General features: G+C 71.5%; 15 protein-coding genes. 8 read left to right on the forward strand and 7 right to left on the reverse strand.

All coding sequences use genetic code 11. The features are described 5' to 3' along the window. The first annotated feature begins 229 nt into the window (after nt 1–229). Nucleotides 230–889, forward strand: coding sequence for a protein-L-isoaspartate O-methyltransferase (locus VI238_RS10630; protein WP_331651118.1), 660 nt, complete (start codon nt 230–232; stop codon nt 887–889). 36 nt (nt 890–925) lie between these two features. Then, nucleotides 926–2320 carry a TolC family outer membrane protein gene (locus VI238_RS10635; RefSeq protein ID WP_331651120.1) on the forward strand — a complete coding sequence of 465 codons (1395 nt, stop codon included), beginning with the start codon at nt 926–928 and terminating at the stop codon, nt 2318–2320. A gap of 82 nt (nt 2321–2402) precedes the next feature. Here VI238_RS10635 and waaA read toward each other — a convergent pair whose 3' ends face one another. After that, nucleotides 2403–3713: a lipid IV(A) 3-deoxy-D-manno-octulosonic acid transferase gene (gene waaA, locus VI238_RS10640; RefSeq protein ID WP_331651122.1), complete on the reverse strand. Its 1311-nt coding sequence runs from the start codon at nt 3711–3713 to the stop codon at nt 2403–2405. Between the two features lie 126 nt (nt 3714–3839). Here waaA and lpxL point away from each other — a divergent pair, with 126 nt between their 5' ends. From lpxL to VI238_RS10660, 4 genes are all read left to right on the forward strand, one after another. Continuing rightward, nucleotides 3840–4766: an LpxL/LpxP family Kdo(2)-lipid IV(A) lauroyl/palmitoleoyl acyltransferase gene (lpxL, locus tag VI238_RS10645; protein ID WP_331651123.1), complete on the forward strand. Its 927-nt coding sequence runs from the start codon at nt 3840–3842 to the stop codon at nt 4764–4766. A gap of 117 nt (nt 4767–4883) precedes the next feature. Beyond that, nucleotides 4884–7643, forward strand: coding sequence for a DUF2339 domain-containing protein (locus tag VI238_RS10650; RefSeq protein ID WP_331651124.1), 2760 nt, complete (start codon nt 4884–4886; stop codon nt 7641–7643). Next, nucleotides 7640–9001 (forward strand): DUF3999 domain-containing protein, encoded by a 1362-nt coding sequence (locus VI238_RS10655; protein ID WP_331651125.1) that lies wholly within the window; start codon nt 7640–7642, stop codon nt 8999–9001. The genes VI238_RS10650 and VI238_RS10655 overlap by 4 nt, the downstream gene beginning before the upstream one ends. Before the next feature lie 171 nt (nt 9002–9172). Next, entirely contained in the window at nt 9173–9760 is a 588-nt protein-coding gene (locus VI238_RS10660) for a phospholipid scramblase-related protein (protein ID WP_331651126.1), read from the forward strand. A gap of 52 nt (nt 9761–9812) precedes the next feature. Here the strand turns inward: VI238_RS10660 and VI238_RS10665 are convergent, their stop codons facing one another. The 3 genes from VI238_RS10665 to VI238_RS10675 are packed head-to-tail and all read right to left on the reverse strand — an operon-like array spanning nt 9813 to nt 12440. Beyond that, nucleotides 9813–11054 (reverse strand): O-antigen ligase family protein, encoded by a 1242-nt coding sequence (locus VI238_RS10665; protein WP_331651128.1) that lies wholly within the window; start codon nt 11052–11054, stop codon nt 9813–9815. Nucleotides 11055–11103: 49 nt separating this feature from the next. Beyond that, nucleotides 11104–12219, reverse strand: coding sequence for a glycosyltransferase (locus VI238_RS10670; RefSeq protein WP_331651130.1), 1116 nt, complete (start codon nt 12217–12219; stop codon nt 11104–11106). An 11-nt stretch (nt 12220–12230) separates the two neighbouring features. Continuing rightward, nucleotides 12231–12440, reverse strand: coding sequence for a zinc-finger domain-containing protein (locus VI238_RS10675; protein ID WP_331651132.1), 210 nt, complete (start codon nt 12438–12440; stop codon nt 12231–12233). A gap of 175 nt (nt 12441–12615) precedes the next feature. Here VI238_RS10675 and VI238_RS10680 point away from each other — a divergent pair, with 175 nt between their 5' ends. Continuing rightward, entirely contained in the window at nt 12616–13881 is a 1266-nt protein-coding gene (locus tag VI238_RS10680) for a Yip1 family protein (RefSeq protein ID WP_331651134.1), read from the forward strand. 128 nt (nt 13882–14009) lie between these two features. Here VI238_RS10680 and VI238_RS10685 read toward each other — a convergent pair whose 3' ends face one another. Further along, on the reverse strand, nt 14010–14612 hold the full coding sequence (locus tag VI238_RS10685; RefSeq protein ID WP_331651136.1) for a YceI family protein: 603 nt from the start codon (nt 14610–14612) through the stop codon (nt 14010–14012). 232 nt (nt 14613–14844) lie between these two features. Here VI238_RS10685 and VI238_RS10690 point away from each other — a divergent pair, with 232 nt between their 5' ends. After that, nucleotides 14845–15852 (forward strand): mitochondrial fission ELM1 family protein, encoded by a 1008-nt coding sequence (locus tag VI238_RS10690; protein ID WP_331651138.1) that lies wholly within the window; start codon nt 14845–14847, stop codon nt 15850–15852. Nucleotides 15853–15885: 33 nt separating this feature from the next. Here the strand turns inward: VI238_RS10690 and VI238_RS10695 are convergent, their stop codons facing one another. Next, nucleotides 15886–17751 (reverse strand): hypothetical protein, encoded by a 1866-nt coding sequence (locus VI238_RS10695; RefSeq protein ID WP_331651140.1) that lies wholly within the window; start codon nt 17749–17751, stop codon nt 15886–15888. A gap of 158 nt (nt 17752–17909) precedes the next feature. Next, a partial coding sequence (locus tag VI238_RS10700) for a hypothetical protein (protein ID WP_331651142.1) occupies nt 17910–18181 on the reverse strand: 272 nt, incomplete at its 5' end.

The following is an 18181-nucleotide window of genomic DNA, read 5'->3' on the forward strand; positions in this document are numbered from 1 at the left end:
CGCCTCGCACGCATCGACGCGGCGCTCGCGGCGGCCGTGACGGCGGCCCGGCCGGCGCTCGGCGAGCGGCTGGTCGCGCCGCCGGCGGGTGCCGTCGCCGCCTGACGCGACGACGTGCCGGTGACTTCCGGCACTTCGGCGCGCGGCAGGCGATCGCCAACGATGGATTTGCCGAGGCAGCGGCGAGTGCCTATGCTCTTGACCCTTTTTCGTGCGACGGCAGGACGCAATGTTGACCACCACAGAGCAGGCCCGGCAGAACATGGTCGAGAACCAGGTACGTACCTGGGAAGTCCTCGACACGCGCGTACTCGACGTGCTGCGCGACGTGCGGCGCGAAGACTTCGTGCCGGCGCGTCATCGCAACCTCGCGTTCGCCGACCTCGCGCTGCCGATCGGCCACGACGAGGTGATGCTCAAGCCGGTGATCGAGGGCCGCGTCCTGCAGGCGCTCGCGCTGCAGCCGGGCGAGAAAGTCCTCGAGATCGGCACCGGCACGGGTTTCCTGACCGCCTGCCTCGCGCGCCTCGCCGGCAACGTGACCAGCGTCGAGCAGCACGCGGATCTCGCCGAAGGCGCGCGCGCCAGGCTCGCCGCCGCGCAGGTTCGCAACGCGAAGGTCGTGACGGCCGACGCGCTGCTCGACTTCGAGTGCAACGAGACGTTCGACGCCGTCGTCATCGGCGGCGCGACGTGGTCGCTGCCGGAATGCGCGCGCGGGTGGGTCAAGCCCGGCGGCCGCCTTCTCGCGATCGTCGGCGAATCGCCGGCGCAGCAGGTGACGCTCTACAAGCGCGCGCCCGACTCGCGCTGGAGCAGCGAGAGCCTGTTCGAGACCGACGTGCCGTACCTGCGCCATGCCGAACCGCCACGGCGTTTCACGCTGTAGCCGGCCGCAAGAACAACACTCCCCGAGGATGAACCGATGATCCGCTTTCGTTCCCTGTCGCTGGCCCTGGCGCTGAGCCTCGCCGCAGGCGCGGCGCACGCCGACGACCTGCTGCAGATCTACCAGGAAGCCCGCGCGTCCGACCCGACGCTCGCCGGCGCCGAGGCGACCAAGCTCGCGACCGACGAGAACGTCGACCAGGCGCGCGCGCTGCTGCTGCCGCAGATCGGCGTCAACCTCGACTTCACGCGTTCGCGCGGCGGCGAGAACGGCGTCACGCTGGTGCCGAACCCCGCCAACCCCAACGATCCGAGCGACCTGGTTCCCGTCGACGGCATCAGCAAGACCACGTATACCCGCTCGACCAGTGCGACGCTCACGCAGAGCATCCTCGACATCAGCAAGTGGACCGCGCTCAAGGCGAGCCACTACACCGCGGACGCGGGCGCGGCGACCTACGATGCGGCCCAGCAGCAGCTGCTCATCAACGTCGCGCGCGCCTACTTCGACGTGCTCACCGCGATCGACACATTGAGGTTCTCCGACGCCAACGAGAAGGCGCTTGCACGCCAGCTCGAGCAGGCGCAGCAGCGCTTCGAAGTCGGTCTCGCCGCGATCACCGACGTCAACGATGCCAAGGCGCAGCACGACCAGGCGGTCGCGAGCGTGATCAGCAACCAGAACGCGGTCGACACCGCGCGCGAGACCGTGCGCCAGCTCACCAACAAGGAGCCGGGCGAGTTCAAGCGACTGCGCGAGGCACTGCCGCTCGACCATCCCACGCCGGACGACCCGGCCGCATGGGTCGACGTCGCGTTGAAGAACAATCCCGCGCTGAAGTCGTCCGCGCTGCAGGTCGACGCGGCCAACGCGAACATCAATACCGCGCGCGCCGGCCACCTGCCGACGATCACGGGCAGCCTCAGCTACGGCCGCGCGCCCAGTTGGGGGGATTCGCATTACGGCGGCCTCGGCAGCGTGCACGATTCCGCAGGCGACCCGCGCTGGGGCAACACCGTGCAGCTGCAGCTCAACGTGCCGATCTTCAGCGGCGGACTGACCCAGTCACGCGTGCGCCAGGCAATCTACAACCGCGACTTCGCGCAGGACCAGTACGAGTTCAACCGGCGCCAGGTGGAAGCCGCGACGCGCAACGACTATCGCTCCGTCATCGCGGGCGCGAGCGAAGTCGAGGCGACCAAGGCCGCGGTCGTGTCCGCGCAGAGCTCCGTCGAGGCGACCCAGGCCGGCTACGAAGTCGGCACGCGCACGATCGTCGACGTACTGATCAGCCAGCAGACGCTGCTGCAGGCGCAGAGCGCGTACTCGACCGCGCGCCACAACTTCGTGATCAACGGTCTCCTGCTCAAGCAGGCCGCCGGCGTCATCGAAGTCAAGGATCTCGAGGCGATCAACGCCCTGCTCGAGTGACGGAGCCGCAGGGCGGCGCGCGCATCGCGTGCCGCCTCGGTTCGCCGCGGCGGGCGGCGGCACGCGCGTTGCGCGGACCGCCCTACCGCGCGCGGACACCGCTCGTCGATTCCCGCTTGGCGGCGTCTGCGAGCACGGTCTCGACGATCGCCATCGTGCGATCGACCGCGCCGCGTTCGCGCGCCATGACGGCGTGCGCCGCCTCGCCCATGCTGCGCCGCTCGACGTCGCGTGCGAGCAGCCGCACGACGGCCGGGCCGAGTTCGTCGCCGTCGGCGATGCGGCAGGCGGCGCCCGCGGCGATCAGGTCCTCGGTGACTTCGGCGAAATTGAACGTCTGCGGGCCGACCACGACCGGTCGGGCGAGCGCCGCGGGTTCGAGCAGGTTGTGGCCGCCGACCGGCACGAGGCTGCCGCCGACGAAGGCGACGTCGGCCGCCGCGTAGAACTCGATCAGCTCACCCATCGAATCGACGACGAAACATTGGCACGCGGGATCCGCGCCGCCATCCTCGCTGCGCGTGCCCGTGCGGAAGCCGTAGGCACGACACGCGGTCGCGACCGGCCTGAAGCGCTCCGGGTGGCGTGGCGCGACCAGCAGCAGCGCGTCCGGGAATCGGCGCAGCACGTCGGCGTGCGCCTTCAGCACGACCATCTCCTCGCCCTCGTGCGTGCTCGCCGCGATCCACACCGGACGTGCGCCACCGGCGGCGGCGCGGAACGCCGTGCCGCGCTCGCTCACGCCGGGCGGCACCGCGAGGTCGAACTTGAGGTTGCCGACGATCGCCAGGCGGGACGCGTCGGCGCCGAGCCGACTCAGGCGTTCGTAGTCCGATGCCGACTGCGCCGCGACGAAACTCGCGCAACGGATCGCGCGCCGCGCGAGCGGCTGGATCGGCCAGTAGCCGCGCAGCGACTTCTCGGACAGGCGCGCGTTCGCGATCACGATCGAAATGCCGCGCTCGGCGCAGGTCATGAAGAGATTCGGCCAGATCTCCGTCTCCATGATCACCGCGAGGCGCGGCCGCACGCGATCGAGGAAGCGCTTGACCGCGGTGGTGAGGTCGTACGGCAGGTAGACGTGGAACACGCGGTCGCCGAACAGGCGCAGCACCCGGTCCGATCCGGTCGGCGTGACCGTCGTGATCACGAACTGCGAATCGGCGTAGCGACGCATGAGCGCCTCGATCAGCGGGATCGCCGCATTGACCTCGCCGAGCGACACCGCATGGATCCAGATGCTGTCGCGGATGCGCGGATCGGGGAAGAAGCCGAAACGCTCGCGCCAGCGCGCGAAGTAGCCGTGGTACTTGATGCCACGCGCGGCGAGCCGGTACACGACGAACGGCGTCAGCAGGTAGAGCGTGAGCGTGTAGATGAAGCGCTGGAACACGGGCGCACGGCGAAGGGAGGTTCGGCAGTATACCGAGCGAGGGCCGGGACCTGAGACCAAGGGCCGAAACGCCCGCGTCGGCGCGCGTGCCCCAGTCAACGGCCCTCCCTCAAGCATAATCCGCGCATGCCGCAAGCCGCCCCGTCGTTCCGCCCCGCCCTGCTCGCCCCGCGGCACTGGCCTGCCTGGATCGGCCTGGCCCTGATCCGCGTGGTCGCGCTGCTGCCCCACCCCGTGCTGTTGCGACTCGGCCGCCTCCTCGGCGCGATCACCGCCCGCGTGTCCGGCGAGCGGCGGCGCGTCGCCGCGCGCAACATCGAGCTGTGCTTTCCCGAGCTGACTCCGACGGAGCGCGCGGAACTGCTGCGCGAGAACCTGCGCGACTCGGGCACGTTGCTGGTCGAGTTCTCGCTCGCCTGGATGGGTTCGCGACGCGCGATCGAGCGGATCCCGGTCGTGTTCGAAGGCCTGCACCACCTGGAGCAGGCGCGCGCCTCGGGGCACGGCGTGCTGCTCGTCGGCGCGCACTTCTCGCACCTGGAGCTGTGCGCCCGCCTCGTGTCGCAACGCATCTCGATCGCCGGCATGTACCGCGAGCACGCGGACGCCGCATTCGAATGGGCGATCAAGCGCGCGCGCCTGCGCTACGCCGACGCGATGTTCGAAAAGAACGAACTGCGCCAGACCGTGCGCTACCTCAAGGGCGGCGGCACCGTCTGGTACGCGCCCGACCAGGACATGCGCGGCAAGGATGTCGTCTTCGCCCCGTTCTTCGGCGTGCCCGCGGCGACGATCACTGCGACGCATCACTTCGCCCGCCTGTCCGGCGCGAAGGTGGTGCCGTTCTTCCACCGGCGCACCGCGGACGGCGGCTACGCGATCCGCCTCGAGGCGCCGTTCGAGGCGTTCCCGGGCAGCGACGTCGTCGCCGACACCGCGCGCGTGAACGCCTGCATCGAGCGCATGGTGCGCGAGGCGCCCGAGCAGTACCTCTGGCTGCACAAGCGCTTCAAGACGCGACCGCCGGGCCATCCGCCGCTGTACGATCCGTAACGGCCGCGCGGCCACGCGATGTTCGCCGGCCCGCATGTCCAACGTGCCCGAATGCGCCGACGCCGCGTCCCTGCGCTTCGGCATGCGGCATCATCGGCCTGACTGGGGGAGGAAGGCATGGGGTTCCTGATCGTCGTGGCTGCGTGCATCGCCGGCCTGTTCGTCGGCGGCACGTTCGGCAACAACGTAGGCTTCGGTTTCTTCGGCGGACTCGCGCTCGGACTCGCGTTCGCACGCCTGCGCGCGCTGTCCGAGCGCGTCGACGCGCTCGGCAAGCAGGTGGAGGCATTGCGCCGTTCACCCGCGCCAGGCGGCGCCGAGGCGGCGCCGGACGCCGCGGCAGTGCCGGATGCGCTCGCTGCGCGCGAAACGGCGGCGACGGCGGCCCGATCGACGCCGTCCGTGCGCGAAGGATCCACCGGCGCAGCGGCGCCACCGACGATCGAATCGATGCCGGCACCGCCACCGGTCGCCGCCGCGGCCACGGCCGCGCCTGCACCCGCCACGGCGCCGGCTCCTCCGTCGACGCCGACGGCACGCATGCCGACGCCGACACGACCGGCCGAGCCGGGTCCGCTGCAGCGCCTCGGCGCGTGGCTCAAACGCTGGTTCAGCGAGGGCAACGTGCCGGTCAAGGTCGGCATGCTCGTGCTGTTCGCCGGTGTCGCCGCCCTGCTCAAGTACGCATCCGACCAGGGCTGGCTGCGCCTGCCGATCGAACTGCGGCTGGCCGCCGTCGCCCTGGCCGCGATCGCCGCACTCGCGTTCGGCTGGCGCGAGCGCGCGCGGCGACCGTCGTTCGGCCTGACCCTGCAGGGTGGCGCGATCGGCGTGCTGCTCCTCACCGTATTCGCCGCATTCCGCCTCTACCACCTGCTTCCCGCGGGCGCTGCGTTCGCGCTCATGCTCGTGCTCGTCGCCGGCGCCGGCGCGCTGGCGGTGCTGCAGGACGCACGCGCGCTCGCCGTGCTCGGCATCCTCGCCGGGTTCGCCGCGCCGATCCTCATCTCCACCGGCAGCGGCGATCACGTCGTACTGTTCTCGTACTACGCGCTGCTCAACCTCGCGATCTTCGCGATCGCCTGGGTGCGAGCGTGGCGCCCGCTCAACCTGCTCGGCTTCTTCTTCACGTACGCGATCGGCACGTTCTGGGGCGTGCTCCGCTACGAGCCCGCGCTGTACGGCAGCACCGAGCCGTTCCTGCTCGCCTATTTCGCGATCTACCTCGCCATTCCTATCCTGCATGCGCTGCGTCCGGCGGCGACGCAGCGCGACCCCGTCGACGGCACGCTCGTGTTCGGCAACCCACTCGTCGCATTCGCGCTGCAGGCCGCCTTGCTCGACGGCGAGCGCATGCCGCTCGCATGGTCGGCGCTCGCGCTCGCCGTGCTCTATGTCGTGCTCGCCGCGACGCTGCTGCCGCGCCGACGCGTGCTCGGTGAATCGTTCGCCGTGCTCGCGGTCGGCTTCGCGACGCTCGCCGTGCCGCTCGCGCTGAGCGCGCGCAGCACCGCGTGCACGTTCGCCCTCGAAGGTGCCGCACTGGTCTGGCTCGGGTTGCGCGAGCAGCGACGGCTGCCGCGCATCGCGGGTCTCGTGCTGCAGGCGTTGGCCGCGCTCGCGTTCGCGTGGGCGCTCGCCGACGGCGCCGCCTCGAACGAGACGATCGCGATCGCGAACGGCACCTGCATCGGCGCACTGCTGATCGCGCTCGCGGCCTTCACGAGCGCGTGGCTCTACCACCGGCGCACCGACGCGCGGCGCGAGGCGTGCGTGCTGCTGTACCTGTGGGGGCTCGCCTGGTGGCTCGGCGCCGGCATGCGCGAGATCGACCGGTTCGTGGCGGCGCCGCAGCGTCCCGCGGCGCTGCTCGCACTGCTTGCGCTCACCGCCGCCTTCGCCGCGATCGCCGCGCGTCGAACGCAGGCGTTCGCGACGGCGCTGACGGCGGGGCTCGCGCTCGCGGCCGGAGTCGTCGTCGCGCTCGCCTTCGGCGATGCCGGCCTGCGACCGTTCGCGGGCTGGGGTCTCGCCGCGTTCGCCGCGTACGCGCTCGCCGGCGTGATCGCGATGTCGCAACTCGGCGATCGCCGCGACGCCACGCCCGCGCTCGCGCATATCGGCTGGTCGTGGGCCTGGACGTGCGCGATCGCGGTCGCCCTGGAGCAGTTCGCGCGCGACCTCCAGCTCGGCTCGGGTTGGCACGCTGCGTTCGCGGCATCGCCGCTGCTCGGCGCGTGGGCGCTCGCGCTGTCGCGGCCATCGTGGATCGGCGTGCCACTCGCGGCGCGTTTCGGCGAATGGCGCGGCACGTTGCTGCTGTTGCAGGCGTTCGTCGCCGCGTGCGCGTTCTTCGGCCTGCTCTGGCACGACGGCGACAGCGCACCGCTGCCGTTCCTGCCCGTGCTCGATCCGGTCGAGCTCGTGCAGGTCGGCGTCCTCTTGCTCGGCGCGCGCTGGCTCGCCGACGCGGCCGCGCCGCGGGATCTCGCGGCGCGTCGCGGGCTGCTGCTCGCGGCCGGCGGATTCCTGTTCGTGACGGCGGCGACCTTGCGCGCGGCGCATCAGCTCGGCGGCATCGCCTGGGACGAACACCTGTGGTCCTCGAACCTCGCGCAAACCTCGCTCACCGTGGTCTGGAGCGTGCTCGGCGTACTCGGCTGGGTCGTCGGCTCACGCCGCGGCCAGCGTGCGCTCTGGCTCGCGGGCGCAGTACTCATGGCCGTCGTGCTCGCCAAACTGCTGCTGGTGGATCGCACCCGCCTCGGCAACCTGTTCGGCATCGCCTCGTTCATCGCCTACGGTCTGCTCTGCACCGTGATCGGCTACTTCGCGCCGGCGCCGCCGCGCGAGCCCGGCGAAGGAGCGGCGACGTGATCCGCACGCTCGCTGCATTCGCCGCGTTCGCGGCCGCGTCCGCATCGGCGGCGGAACTGCGCGACTACGCGTACGCGTTCGCGATCGAAACGCCCGCCGGCGTCGCCAGCGGTGCCTGGCGCATCGATCTCGATCCCGCGGTCTATGCCTGGGTGCGCGATCCCGCACTGCGCGACATCGCGGTGTTTAACGCCGACGGCAAGCCGGTGCCCTGCGCACGCATCGCCGCGGAGCCCGGCATGGAGGCGCGCGAACGCATCGAGGCGGTGCCGATGCTCGCGCTGCCGACAGGCACGTCGGAGGCCGGCGGCGACCTGCGCCTGCTGATCGAGCGCGATGCGCGTGGCCGCCTGCGCCGCCTCGATGCGGGCGACGCCTCGACGACGAATCCCGTCGAGCGCGCGTGGATCGTCGATGCGAGCGGGCTCGACGGCGGGATCGAGCGCCTCGTCCTTGCGTGGGACGAGCCCGCGAGCGGCGTCGTCGCGCGCTTCGAGATCTCCGCCGGCGACGACCTCGAGCACTGGCGCCGCGTCGGCGAAGGCAGCGTGCTGTCGCTGCGCGAGGGCGACGCACGCCTCGACCGCAACGACGTCGCGTTGCCCGACGTGCGCGCGAAGTACCTGCGCCTGCGCCGCGTCGACGACGGCGAGGCGCTGCGCGGGCTGCGTGCGTCGGTACGCGTCATCGAGCATGCCGCGTCGGCGCCGACGCGACGCTGGATCGACGCGCGCCCGGTCGAACTGCCGCCCGACGAGCGCGCGAGCGCGTCCGCGCAGTACGCGTACGCGCTGCCCGCCGCGTTGCCGGTCGAGCAGGCACGCATCGAACTCGCCGACGACAACGCGCTCGCCGCGCTCACCCTGGCTGCGCGCGAAGGTGATGCGTGGCGCGAACTCGCGCGCTTCACCGCGTTCCGCGTGCGTTCGGGCCAAGACACGTTGCGCAACGGCGATGTCGATCTCGCCGCCGCACGCCGCCTCGACGCGTTCCGCCTCGCCGCGCGAACACCGCTTGCGAGTCCGCCGCGACTCGCGTTCGCGTTCCGCCCCGACCGCTTCGTGTTCCTCGCCGAAGGCGCGGCGCCGTACCGCCTCGCGGTCGGCAGCGCGACCGCGCGACGGCCCGACTATCCGCTCGAGGCCGCGCTCGCGAGCCTGCGCGCGAGCCGCGGCAAGGACTGGCAGCCGCCGCAGGCGACGCTCGGCCCAGGCCGCGCGAGCGGCGGCGACGCCGCGCTGCAGCCGCCACCGGCGCCGACGCCTTGGCGGCAATGGTTGCTCTGGGGCGTGCTCGCGCTCGGCGCCGCGCTCGTCGGCGCATTCGCGCTGAGCCTGCTGCGCGAGCGCAAGCCGTAGCGATCGCGGTGGCCTGGAACGCCGGTTGCGCGTAGCATGCGCCGCGGCAGCGCGCGCGACGCGCGCGCGATCGCCCTGGGGACCCTCCGTTCGCATGACACGCGCCGCACCTGCGTCGCGCGCGTGCGCGGCATCCCGAGGCGCGCCCTTTTCCCCACGACGGAACGTCCCATGCACGCAGCCCTGCGCGAGAACCTCTACCTCGTCGAGGAACACGTCGGCCTATTCAAGGCCGCCAACAACTTCGACATCTTCGACCCTGCGAGCGGCCGCAAGGTGCTCGAGTGCCGCGAGCCGGAGCTCGGCTTCTTCACCCGGCTGCTGCGCTTCACCGACTACAAGCGCATGACCCCGTTCGACGTGCGCATCACGACGCCGGAAGGCCGCAAGGTGCTGGGCGTGAAGCGCGGCATCTCGCTGTTCCTGTCAAAGGTCGAAGTGCTCGACGAGAGCGGCCGCGTGGTCGGCCTGTTCAAGCAGAAGTTCTTTTCGATCGGCGGCGCGTTCGACGTGTTCGACGCGAACGAGAAGCTGCTGTGCACGCTCGTCGGCAAGTGGACGAGCTGGGAGTTCAAGTTCAAGGCCGGCGAGCGCGAACTCGCGAGCGTGACGAAGAAATGGTCGGGCCTCGGCAAGGAACTGTTCACGACCGCCGACACCTACATGCTGTCGATCGACCGCGCGGTCGCGCCGGACGACACGGTGCGCCCGCTGATCATGGCCGCGGTCATGTGCATCGACATGGTGCTCAAGGAGTAGCGCGCGACCCGCACGACGCGAGGCGGCACGCGCGACACGCATGTCGTCGCCTTCAACGCGCGTCGGCCTCGCGCGCACCGAGCGCCGCGCAGTACAGCGCGAGCAGCCACCAGAAAAGCAGGCCCCACCACGCCGAGTAGAACGCGAGGTGCGTATTGAGCGGGAAGCACATCGACACGAGCGCGAGCGCCGGCGCGCGCGCGCGCTCGCGTGCGGCGGCGTCCGCGCGGCGCCACGCGCGCAGCGCGGCATACGCGCCCGCGAGCCAGAGCAGCAGGCCGACGAGCCCGGTCTCGCTGGCGACCTCGAGCACGATCTGGTGCGCATGCGATGCGCCGGTATCGCTCGCGGTGTCGACGAAGCGGTCATCCTCGGCCGCGTAGTCGGGATAGGCGTAGCGGAAGCCACGCGCGCCGACGCCGGTGAGCGGATGCGCGGCGCTCATCGCGAGCGCCGTGCGCCAGATGCTCAGGCGCCCCGCCGACGCCTCGTCGACCGCGGCCTCGGTACCCTGGAGCACGCGCAGGGTGCGTTCGATGCGTGCGCCGAAGCGCGCGGAATCGTGCAGCGCGAGCGCGCCGATCGCACCGAGGCCGAGCGCGAAGATCGCGCACACCGCGAGGAAGCGGCGCGGCCGGCGCGTCTCGTGCCAGGCGAGCAGCGCGCCGACGAGCGCGTACGACAGCCACGCCGCGCGCGAGCCCGCGAGCAGGATCGGTGGCGCGAGGAACAGGTAGGCGAACACGAGGCCACGCGTGCGCCAGCGCGCGCGCGCGGCGAGCAGCGCGAAAGGCGCGAGGGTCGCGAGCGCAGGCCCGAGCTTGAGGTTGCCGGCGCCGAAGATGCCCGAAACGCGTTCGGCTTCGGCCGCACCACCGAGGCTGTATCCGGTCGCCATCTGCACCCAGGCGTCGAGCGCCCACAGCACGACCACGCTCGCGACCGCGGCGACGGCCGCGGGCCAGCGCGCGGCGTCGCGCAGCGCCCACGCGGCGAACAGCGCGAACGGCAGGAAGCGCAGGGTCGTCGCGACGGTCGACCAGGTCTTGCCCGGCGCGACCGCGCCGAACCCCGACAACAGCGCGGCGAGCCAGTACGCGCCGAACAGCACGAGCACGAGCTTCACGGTCGCGTCGCCGAATCGCAGGCGACCGCGCGCGAGCAATGCGAGTCCGCCGATCGCGCCGATCGCGATCGGCGCCTCCGCCGCGCGGCCGACCGGCAGCAGCACGATCGCGGCGATGACGAGCAGGGCGGCCCACGGAGGCGCGCGGTCGACGAGGTTCGGGGTCACGGCAGGTCCGGTGCGGAACCCGTGCATCTTAGCCGCGCCCGCGGCGGGTTCAGCGGGCCGCGACGATCTCGCGATACAGCGCGAGCGTCGCCGCCTGCATGTCGGCGAGGCGGTAGCGTTGCAGCGGCGCGATCGGAGGCGCGGCGCGCAGCAGTTCGGCGGCGCGTTCGGTCAGGCGCTCGCGATCCTGCGGCGGCACGCGCCCGGCCGGGTAGAGGTCGGCGAGCAGTTCACCGACGCCGCCGTGGTCGTAGCCGTGCTCGGGCCGGCACTGCGCTAGCGCCTCGACGACGGTGGGGCCGAACGACTCCGGCTTGTTCGACAACTGCAGCACGAGCGCCGATGCGGCGAACACGTCGCGCGTGTCGTCGCGCTGCGCGCTGATCGCGAGCTGGTCGGCGACACCGCGTTCGGCCGCGAGGCGCTCGAGTTCGGCGACGTAGGCCTCGCGTCCTTCCTGGCGCGCGCCGAGCAGCAGCAGGCGCGTCGGGATGCCGCGCGCCTTGAGGTCGGACACGAGCTCGATCGCGTCGGCATGGCCCTTGAGGCGCGTGCCGCGACCGGGCAAGGTCAGCAGTGGTGCGCCCGCGAGCTGCGGGAACTCGGCGAAGAACCACTCGCGCCAGGAATTGTCGGCGATGTGCCCGAATGGATAGTCGTTCTGGTCGATCCCGCGCGGGATCACGACGAGCTTGTTCGGATCGGTGCGCGGGTAGTTGCGCAGCAGGTAGTCTCGCACCGTGTTCGACACGCAGATGACGCGCTCGCCGCGGGTCATGATCGCGCTGTACATGCCCGGACTGTTCAACCCGTGCGCGGTTGTGACGAAATGCGGCCGCGGTTTGAGCCCGCGCACGGCGATCCAGCCGACCCAGGCCGGCATGCGCGAGCGTGCGTGCACGATGTCGGCGCCGACCCGGCGCAGCAACGCGCGCAGCTTCGGCACCTGTGCGAGCGCGCGCAGCGACTTCGCGCCGATCGGCAGGGTCACGTGTTCGCTGCCCTCGCGCTCGGCGCGCTCGACCATGCGCCCGCCGGCCGAGACGATGATCGAGCGATGGCCGGCCTCGACGAGCGCGCGCGCGATCTCCAGCGCCGAACGCTCGGCACCGCCCGCCTCGAAAGCAGGCAGCAGCTGGACGACGGTCAGGCGGCGCTCGGCCATGCGTTATCGGCTCAGGCTTCGAGATCGTATTCGGCGCCGCAATACGGACACTTGGCGTGGCCGCCGTCCTCGGCGATCGGCAGGTACACCTTCGGATGCGAGTTCCACAGCGACATGCCGGGCATCGGGCAGCTCAACGGCAGGTCGGCCGGGGACACCCGGTAGCGGTTCTCGGCATTGGCGGGAATCGTCCTTTCCGCCGCGGGATTGGGTCGCGACATGCTCTACTCCATGGACAGAGCTTTGCAGTTTACCAGCACAAGACATGCCAACCAGTATGTGAAGCGCTTCACGGCAACGCCGTGATCGGCCCGCCGGCACGTCGACCGGCCGGGTAGCCTAGAATGCCGCGGCTTCGTTCGATACCCCCATCGACCAGCAACCGGGAGGGAATACATGGATATCAACAAGATCATTGCGCGCGTGAAGGCGATCCTGCTCACGCCGAAGACCGAATGGCCGGTCATCGCGACCGAGCCGGCGACGGTGCCGGACCTCTACAAGAACTGGATCGCGATCCTCGCCGCGATTCCCGCCGTGGCCGGTTTCATCAAGGGCAGCATCATCGGCACGAGCTTCCTCGGCGTCACGTACCGTGCCGGCATGGGCGCGGGCATCACGGGCGCGATCGTCGGCTACGCGCTCGCGCTCGCGATGGCGTACGTGATGGCGCTCATCATCGACGCACTCGCGCCGAGCTTCGGCGGCGAGAAGAATCCGGTGCAGGCGCTCAAGACGGTCGCCTACGCGTGGACCGCGAGCTGGGTCGCCGGCGCCGCGCAGATCGTCCCGTTCATCGGCTGGCTCGTCGCGCTCGCGGGCGCCATCTACGGCATCTACCTGCTCTACCTCGGCCTGCCGCACACGATGAAGGCGCCGCAGGAGAAGGCGGCTGGCTACACGGCCGTCAGCGTCATCATCGCGATCGTGCTGAGCTGGATCTGCGCCATCGTCGTCGGCGGCATCATCGGCGCCGGCGCGATGATGGGTGCGGGTGCCGGTGGCGTCCGCCTCGGCGACAGCGGCAGTAGCGTCACGATCGACGCCGACAGCGCACTCGGCAAGCTCGCCGCCGCGGGCCAGAAGATGGAAGCCGCGAGCAAGCAGCTCGAGGCCGCGCAGAAGTCGGGCGATTCCGACGCGCAGGCGAAGGCGATGGGCGCGGTGATGGGTGCCGCGCTCGGCGGCGGCGACCAGGTCGAGGCGCTGTCGCCCGAGTTGCTCAAGCCGTTCGTGCCGGCCACGCTCGCCGGTCTCGCGCGCACCGACTTCTCGGCCGAGAAGAACGGTGCGCTCGGCATGCAGGTCTCCGAAGCGCATGCGACCTATTCGGACCAGGCTTCGGGGCGCACGCTGCGCCTCGAGGTCACCGACATGGGCTCGGCCAAGGGCATCATGGCGATGGCCGGCTGGGCCGCGCTGCAGCAGGAACGCGAGACCGAACACGGCTACGAGAAGACCTACAAGGTCGACGGCCGCCTCGTGCACGAGGAGTGGGACGGCCAGGACAAGCGCGGCGAGTACGGCATCGTGCTCGGCGATCGCTTCTCGGTGAAGCTCAGCGGTGACGCCGACAGCATGGACCAGCTCAAGGCCGCGGTCGCCGGCATCAACCTCGCCGGCCTCGAAGCGATGAAGGGCCAGGGCGTCAAGAAAGGCTGATCCGCCGGTCCCTCGGCGGAGCGGCTTGTGGGAGCGGCGGAAGCCGCGATGCTCTTCCGGAAGAGAAAAGCAAAAAATATCGCGGCTCCCGCCGCTCCCACCGATCGATCGGTGTGCGGCGGTCGCGATCAGCCCTTCGGCTTGAGGCTTTCGGCGTAGGCCTTCGCCTCGATCGCCTCGCTCGTGATGCGCACCTTGATGTCGTCGCTCACCATGGGCACGTACTTCGTGATGCCGAAGTCCGAGCGCTTGATCGTCGTCGTCGCGTCGAAGCCGGCCGCCTGCGCCTTGCGCATCGGATGCTCGCCGACCTTGTTGACGCTGACGTCGAGCACGACCGGACGGGTCACGCCGTGCAGCGTGAGGTCGCCGGTGACCTTGAGCTGGCCTTCGGCGGCGCCCTTCTCGACCTTCGTGCTCTTGAACGTCGCCTGCGGGTACTTCGCGGCGTCGAAGAAGTCCGGCGACTGCAGGTGCTCGTCGAGCTTGGCCACGTTGCTGTTCACGCTCGCGAGCGGAATCCTGACGTCCACGCTGCCCTGCGTCGGGTTCGCGGCATCGAATTCGAGCGTGCCTTCGACCTTGCCGAACTGGGCGGTCGGGTTCGAATAGCCGAAATGGTTCCAGCTGAAGACGACCTGGGTGTGACCCGGATCGAGCGTGTAGGTGGCGGCGAACAGCGGTGACGCGGCGAGCGCGAGCGCGCTGGCGAGGGCGATGCGGCGGAACATGGACGTACTCCTGTGCATGGGGATGGCGAGTGGAACGGCAGCGGGTGCAACCGGCCAAGAACGTGGATGGCGGCGCCGGCTTCCGCACCGGGTTGGAAGTACCACGTCGGCTCCCTCAAGGATGTGGCACGCCTCGTCGACCGACAAGGCGCGCGCCGTCGATACAGCGTTTCCAGGGGCGAACGATGGCCGCGCGTTCGCGCGACGCGGCCGTGTCGGCTAGGCTGCGACCATGGCAGCGGCGACCACGTGTTGGGCGATCAGCGACGGCGCCGCGGGCAATGCGCGGCAGGCGCTCGCGCTCGCGCGCGCGCTCGGCCTCGCGGCGCAACCCATGGACGTCGTGCTGCGCGAACCCTGGGACCTGCTCGCGCCCCGCCTCGTGCTCGGCTCCGCAGGCGCGATACGCCGCCGCGACGGCCGTGCGCTGCAGCCGCCGTGGCCCGATCTCGCGATCGGTTGCGGCCGCCGCGCCGCGCTCGTCACGCGGCAGCTGCGCGCGTGGAGCGAAGGCCGCACGTACGCGGTGCAGATCCTCGATCCGCGCATCGCGAGCGACGCGTTCGACCTCGTGATCGCGCCACAGCACGACCACGTCGACGGCGCGAACGTGATCTCGAGCATCGGCGCGCTCAACCCGGTCGATCCGCCCTGGCTCGCCGAGGGCCGCGCGCGCTTCGCCGGCCTCGCCGCATGTCCGTCGCCGCGCACGACCGTGCTCGTCGGCGGTTCCAATCGCGCGCAAACGCTCGACGACGCGTACTTCGACGGTCTCCTCGAGCGGTTGCTCGCCTGGCACGACGCGGACGGCGGCAGCTTTCTCGTCAGCGTGTCGCGTCGCACGCCGGCACCGCTCGCGGCGCGCCTGCGCACGCGGTTCGCGGCGATGCCCGGCCGGTTCTGGGGTGGCATCGCCGATGGCGAGAATCCGTACGCGGGCTTCCTCGCCCACGCCGACCGCATCGTCGTCACGCCCGATTCGGTCAACATGATCTCGGAAGCGTGCGCGACCGGGAGGCCCGTCTACACGTGGGCGGCGCGACCGATCCGCGGCAAGCTCGCCGCATTCCATGCCGAACTCGTCGGGAGCGGGCACCTGCGCCGCCTCGGCGATACCGATGCGCGACCGCAGCCACCGCCGCTCGCCGAGACCGCCGCGATCGCCGAACTCGTGCGCCTCCGTTGGCAGGCCGCGCGACGCGTGCCGCCCGGCACCCTGCAGGGTGGCCACGCCGCGTAGGGGCCGCGGCCGGCGGCACGCGCGCGTGCCGTCCTACAGGGGCGGGCGAATGCGCAGTTCGGGACGCGGACGTGGGCCGTCGTGCGGCCCGTGGTCGAACGGCGGATAGCCGAGTTCGGCCTGCATCGCCGCGTAGCGGTCGGCCAGCGCGAGCAGGTCGCGGTAGGCGTGCAACGCGGCGTCCCGCTGGCGCTCCGACGCGAAGTCGTAGCTCGGCGGATCCGCGTGCATCGGCTGCAGCGCGGCTTCGCCGTCCGCGGTCAGCGCCTCCGCTTCGCGCAACGCCGCGAGGGCCTCGCCGAGCACGCGCATCGCGACGCGGTAGCGAACCCAGCGGTGGTTGCGCCAGCCGGTCACGCTGCCCGGCGGTGGGTCGCGCTGCGCATAATGCGCGAGCAGCAGCTCGCCCGCGCTCGCGCCGCGCGTCGCGATGCGATGGATGAGCGCGGGCGACATGCGCAGGTTGAGGCCGCCCTCGCTCGCGCGCAGCCGGACCGCGACGACGCGGTCGCGATAGCCGGGGATCGCGAGCTGCATGCTGTCGGTCCACGCCTGCATCGTCGTGATGATCGCACCGAGGAAGCCGCGCAGGCCGTCGCGTTCGACCGGCACCGTGCGCGTCGTCGCACCGCTGCCGTTGTGGTCGGGCATCCAGACGAAGTCGGCCGGTTCCTTCGCGTGCGCCGGCAGGTATTCGGCATCGACGAGATTGATCCCGAATGTCGGCCGCGTCGGCACGAGCGCGTCGAAATAGTGGATAGGGAAGTTGCTGCAGATGCCGCCGTCGGAAAACCACACGCGCTCGGCCGTGCCGATCCAGCCGCCGCGGTGCTCGGGATCGGGCGCCATGCGCGTGCGCCAGAGCGGCACCGCGGAGAGCAGCAGGGGGAACGCGAGGCTCATGCGCACCGGAACGATCACCGGCAGGTCTTCCATCGCGGGCAGGCGATACAGCCCGCGCAGTTCGCCGTAGGCGATGTGCTCGGGCGAGTTCGCGATCAGCGCCTCGACCACGCTCGCGGGGAACAGCGCGCGCATCTCGTCGGCGTCGAAGCAGAACGCCTCGTTGTCGAGCGGGAAGCTGTACGGTCGCCCGTGGCTCAACGCCGTCGTCATCAGGCGCAGGTCGATGCGGCGCTCCTCCGCGTGCAGGCGCGCGGATCCGGCGACATAGCCCGGCGCGGGATCGCGGCCGCGCCACAGATCGCCGAAGCGCAGCGGCCGGTCGGGCTCGAGCGCGGCGAGCGACTGCAGGGTCCCGTGCAGCCACGGCGTGAGCGTGTCGGCATCGCCGAGGCCCGAGCAGAGGCCATAACCGTTCGCGGGTATCGCGCGCACCGCGTGGCCGAGGATGCACGCCGCGAGGGCGAGGGCGAACGCGAGCAGACCGAGTATGGCGGCGGCAGCCGTCGCGAGCCACGGCGACGCGCCGCCGGCGGCGTAGTCGATGCGCCACAGCAGCGGCGCGAGCACGACCAAGGCCGCGACGAACGAACCGAGCGCCGCGAGCGAGAAGTTGCGCACCGCGGCGCCGAACCAGCGCAACAGCGCGAGCGACCAGCGCGGCTGCTCGGGCATGAGTCCGGCGACGAGCAGGCGGTACAGGCGCGCGGTCCGCGCTTGCGGCCGGAACAGGCGGAACAGGCGCGTCGCCCCGTGCGCGGTACCGTCATCGGTCTGCGCGAGCAGGTCGGGCAGCACTTCGAGTCGCTCGAAGCCACCGCGGTCGCGACCGTATTCGGCCGCTGCAGCCGCCGCCGCCGCGATCGCGCCCGCCGAGGCGCCGCCGACGCTGCGCAGGCGATAGTGCGCGGCGAGCCGCGCGATCGCGCGCGGATAGACGATGCCGCTCGCGATGCCGCCCTTCATCACGAGATCGCATTCCGGACGCTCGCTCATCGTGCACTCCTTGCCCGCCGAGGCGGTTCGTCGGCATTTTTGCACTTTCGGACCGCGCGCCGGCGACGCCGCGGACGGCAGGACGGAGAAGCCCCCGACGCGTCGTCGTGCCCGCGACCGGTAGCGGCCGCGCCCGGCCTCCGGAATGCGCGCACGGCTCAGGCGAAATCGAAGCCCGCGCCACGGCACGCGGCGACGATCGCGGCGGCATCGTCCTCGACCGCGGCGTCGCGCGCGACCACGCGCGGGCGCGCGTCGAGCGTGCAGCGGATCGCGCGCGCGAGCAGGCCCGCATGCGCGCGCGAGAGGGCCACGGCGGCTGCGTCGTCGACGAGGCGAGCGGTCCGCAATGCCTCGATGAGGGCCGCGTTGTTGCCGTTCGCGAGCAGGGCCGGGTGCATCGCCGCGTGCTGCAGCACGAGGCCCTGCA

It is taken from the genome of Dokdonella sp., from assembly GCF_036518555.1.
Classification (GTDB): Bacteria; Pseudomonadota; Gammaproteobacteria; order Xanthomonadales; family Rhodanobacteraceae; genus Dokdonella_A.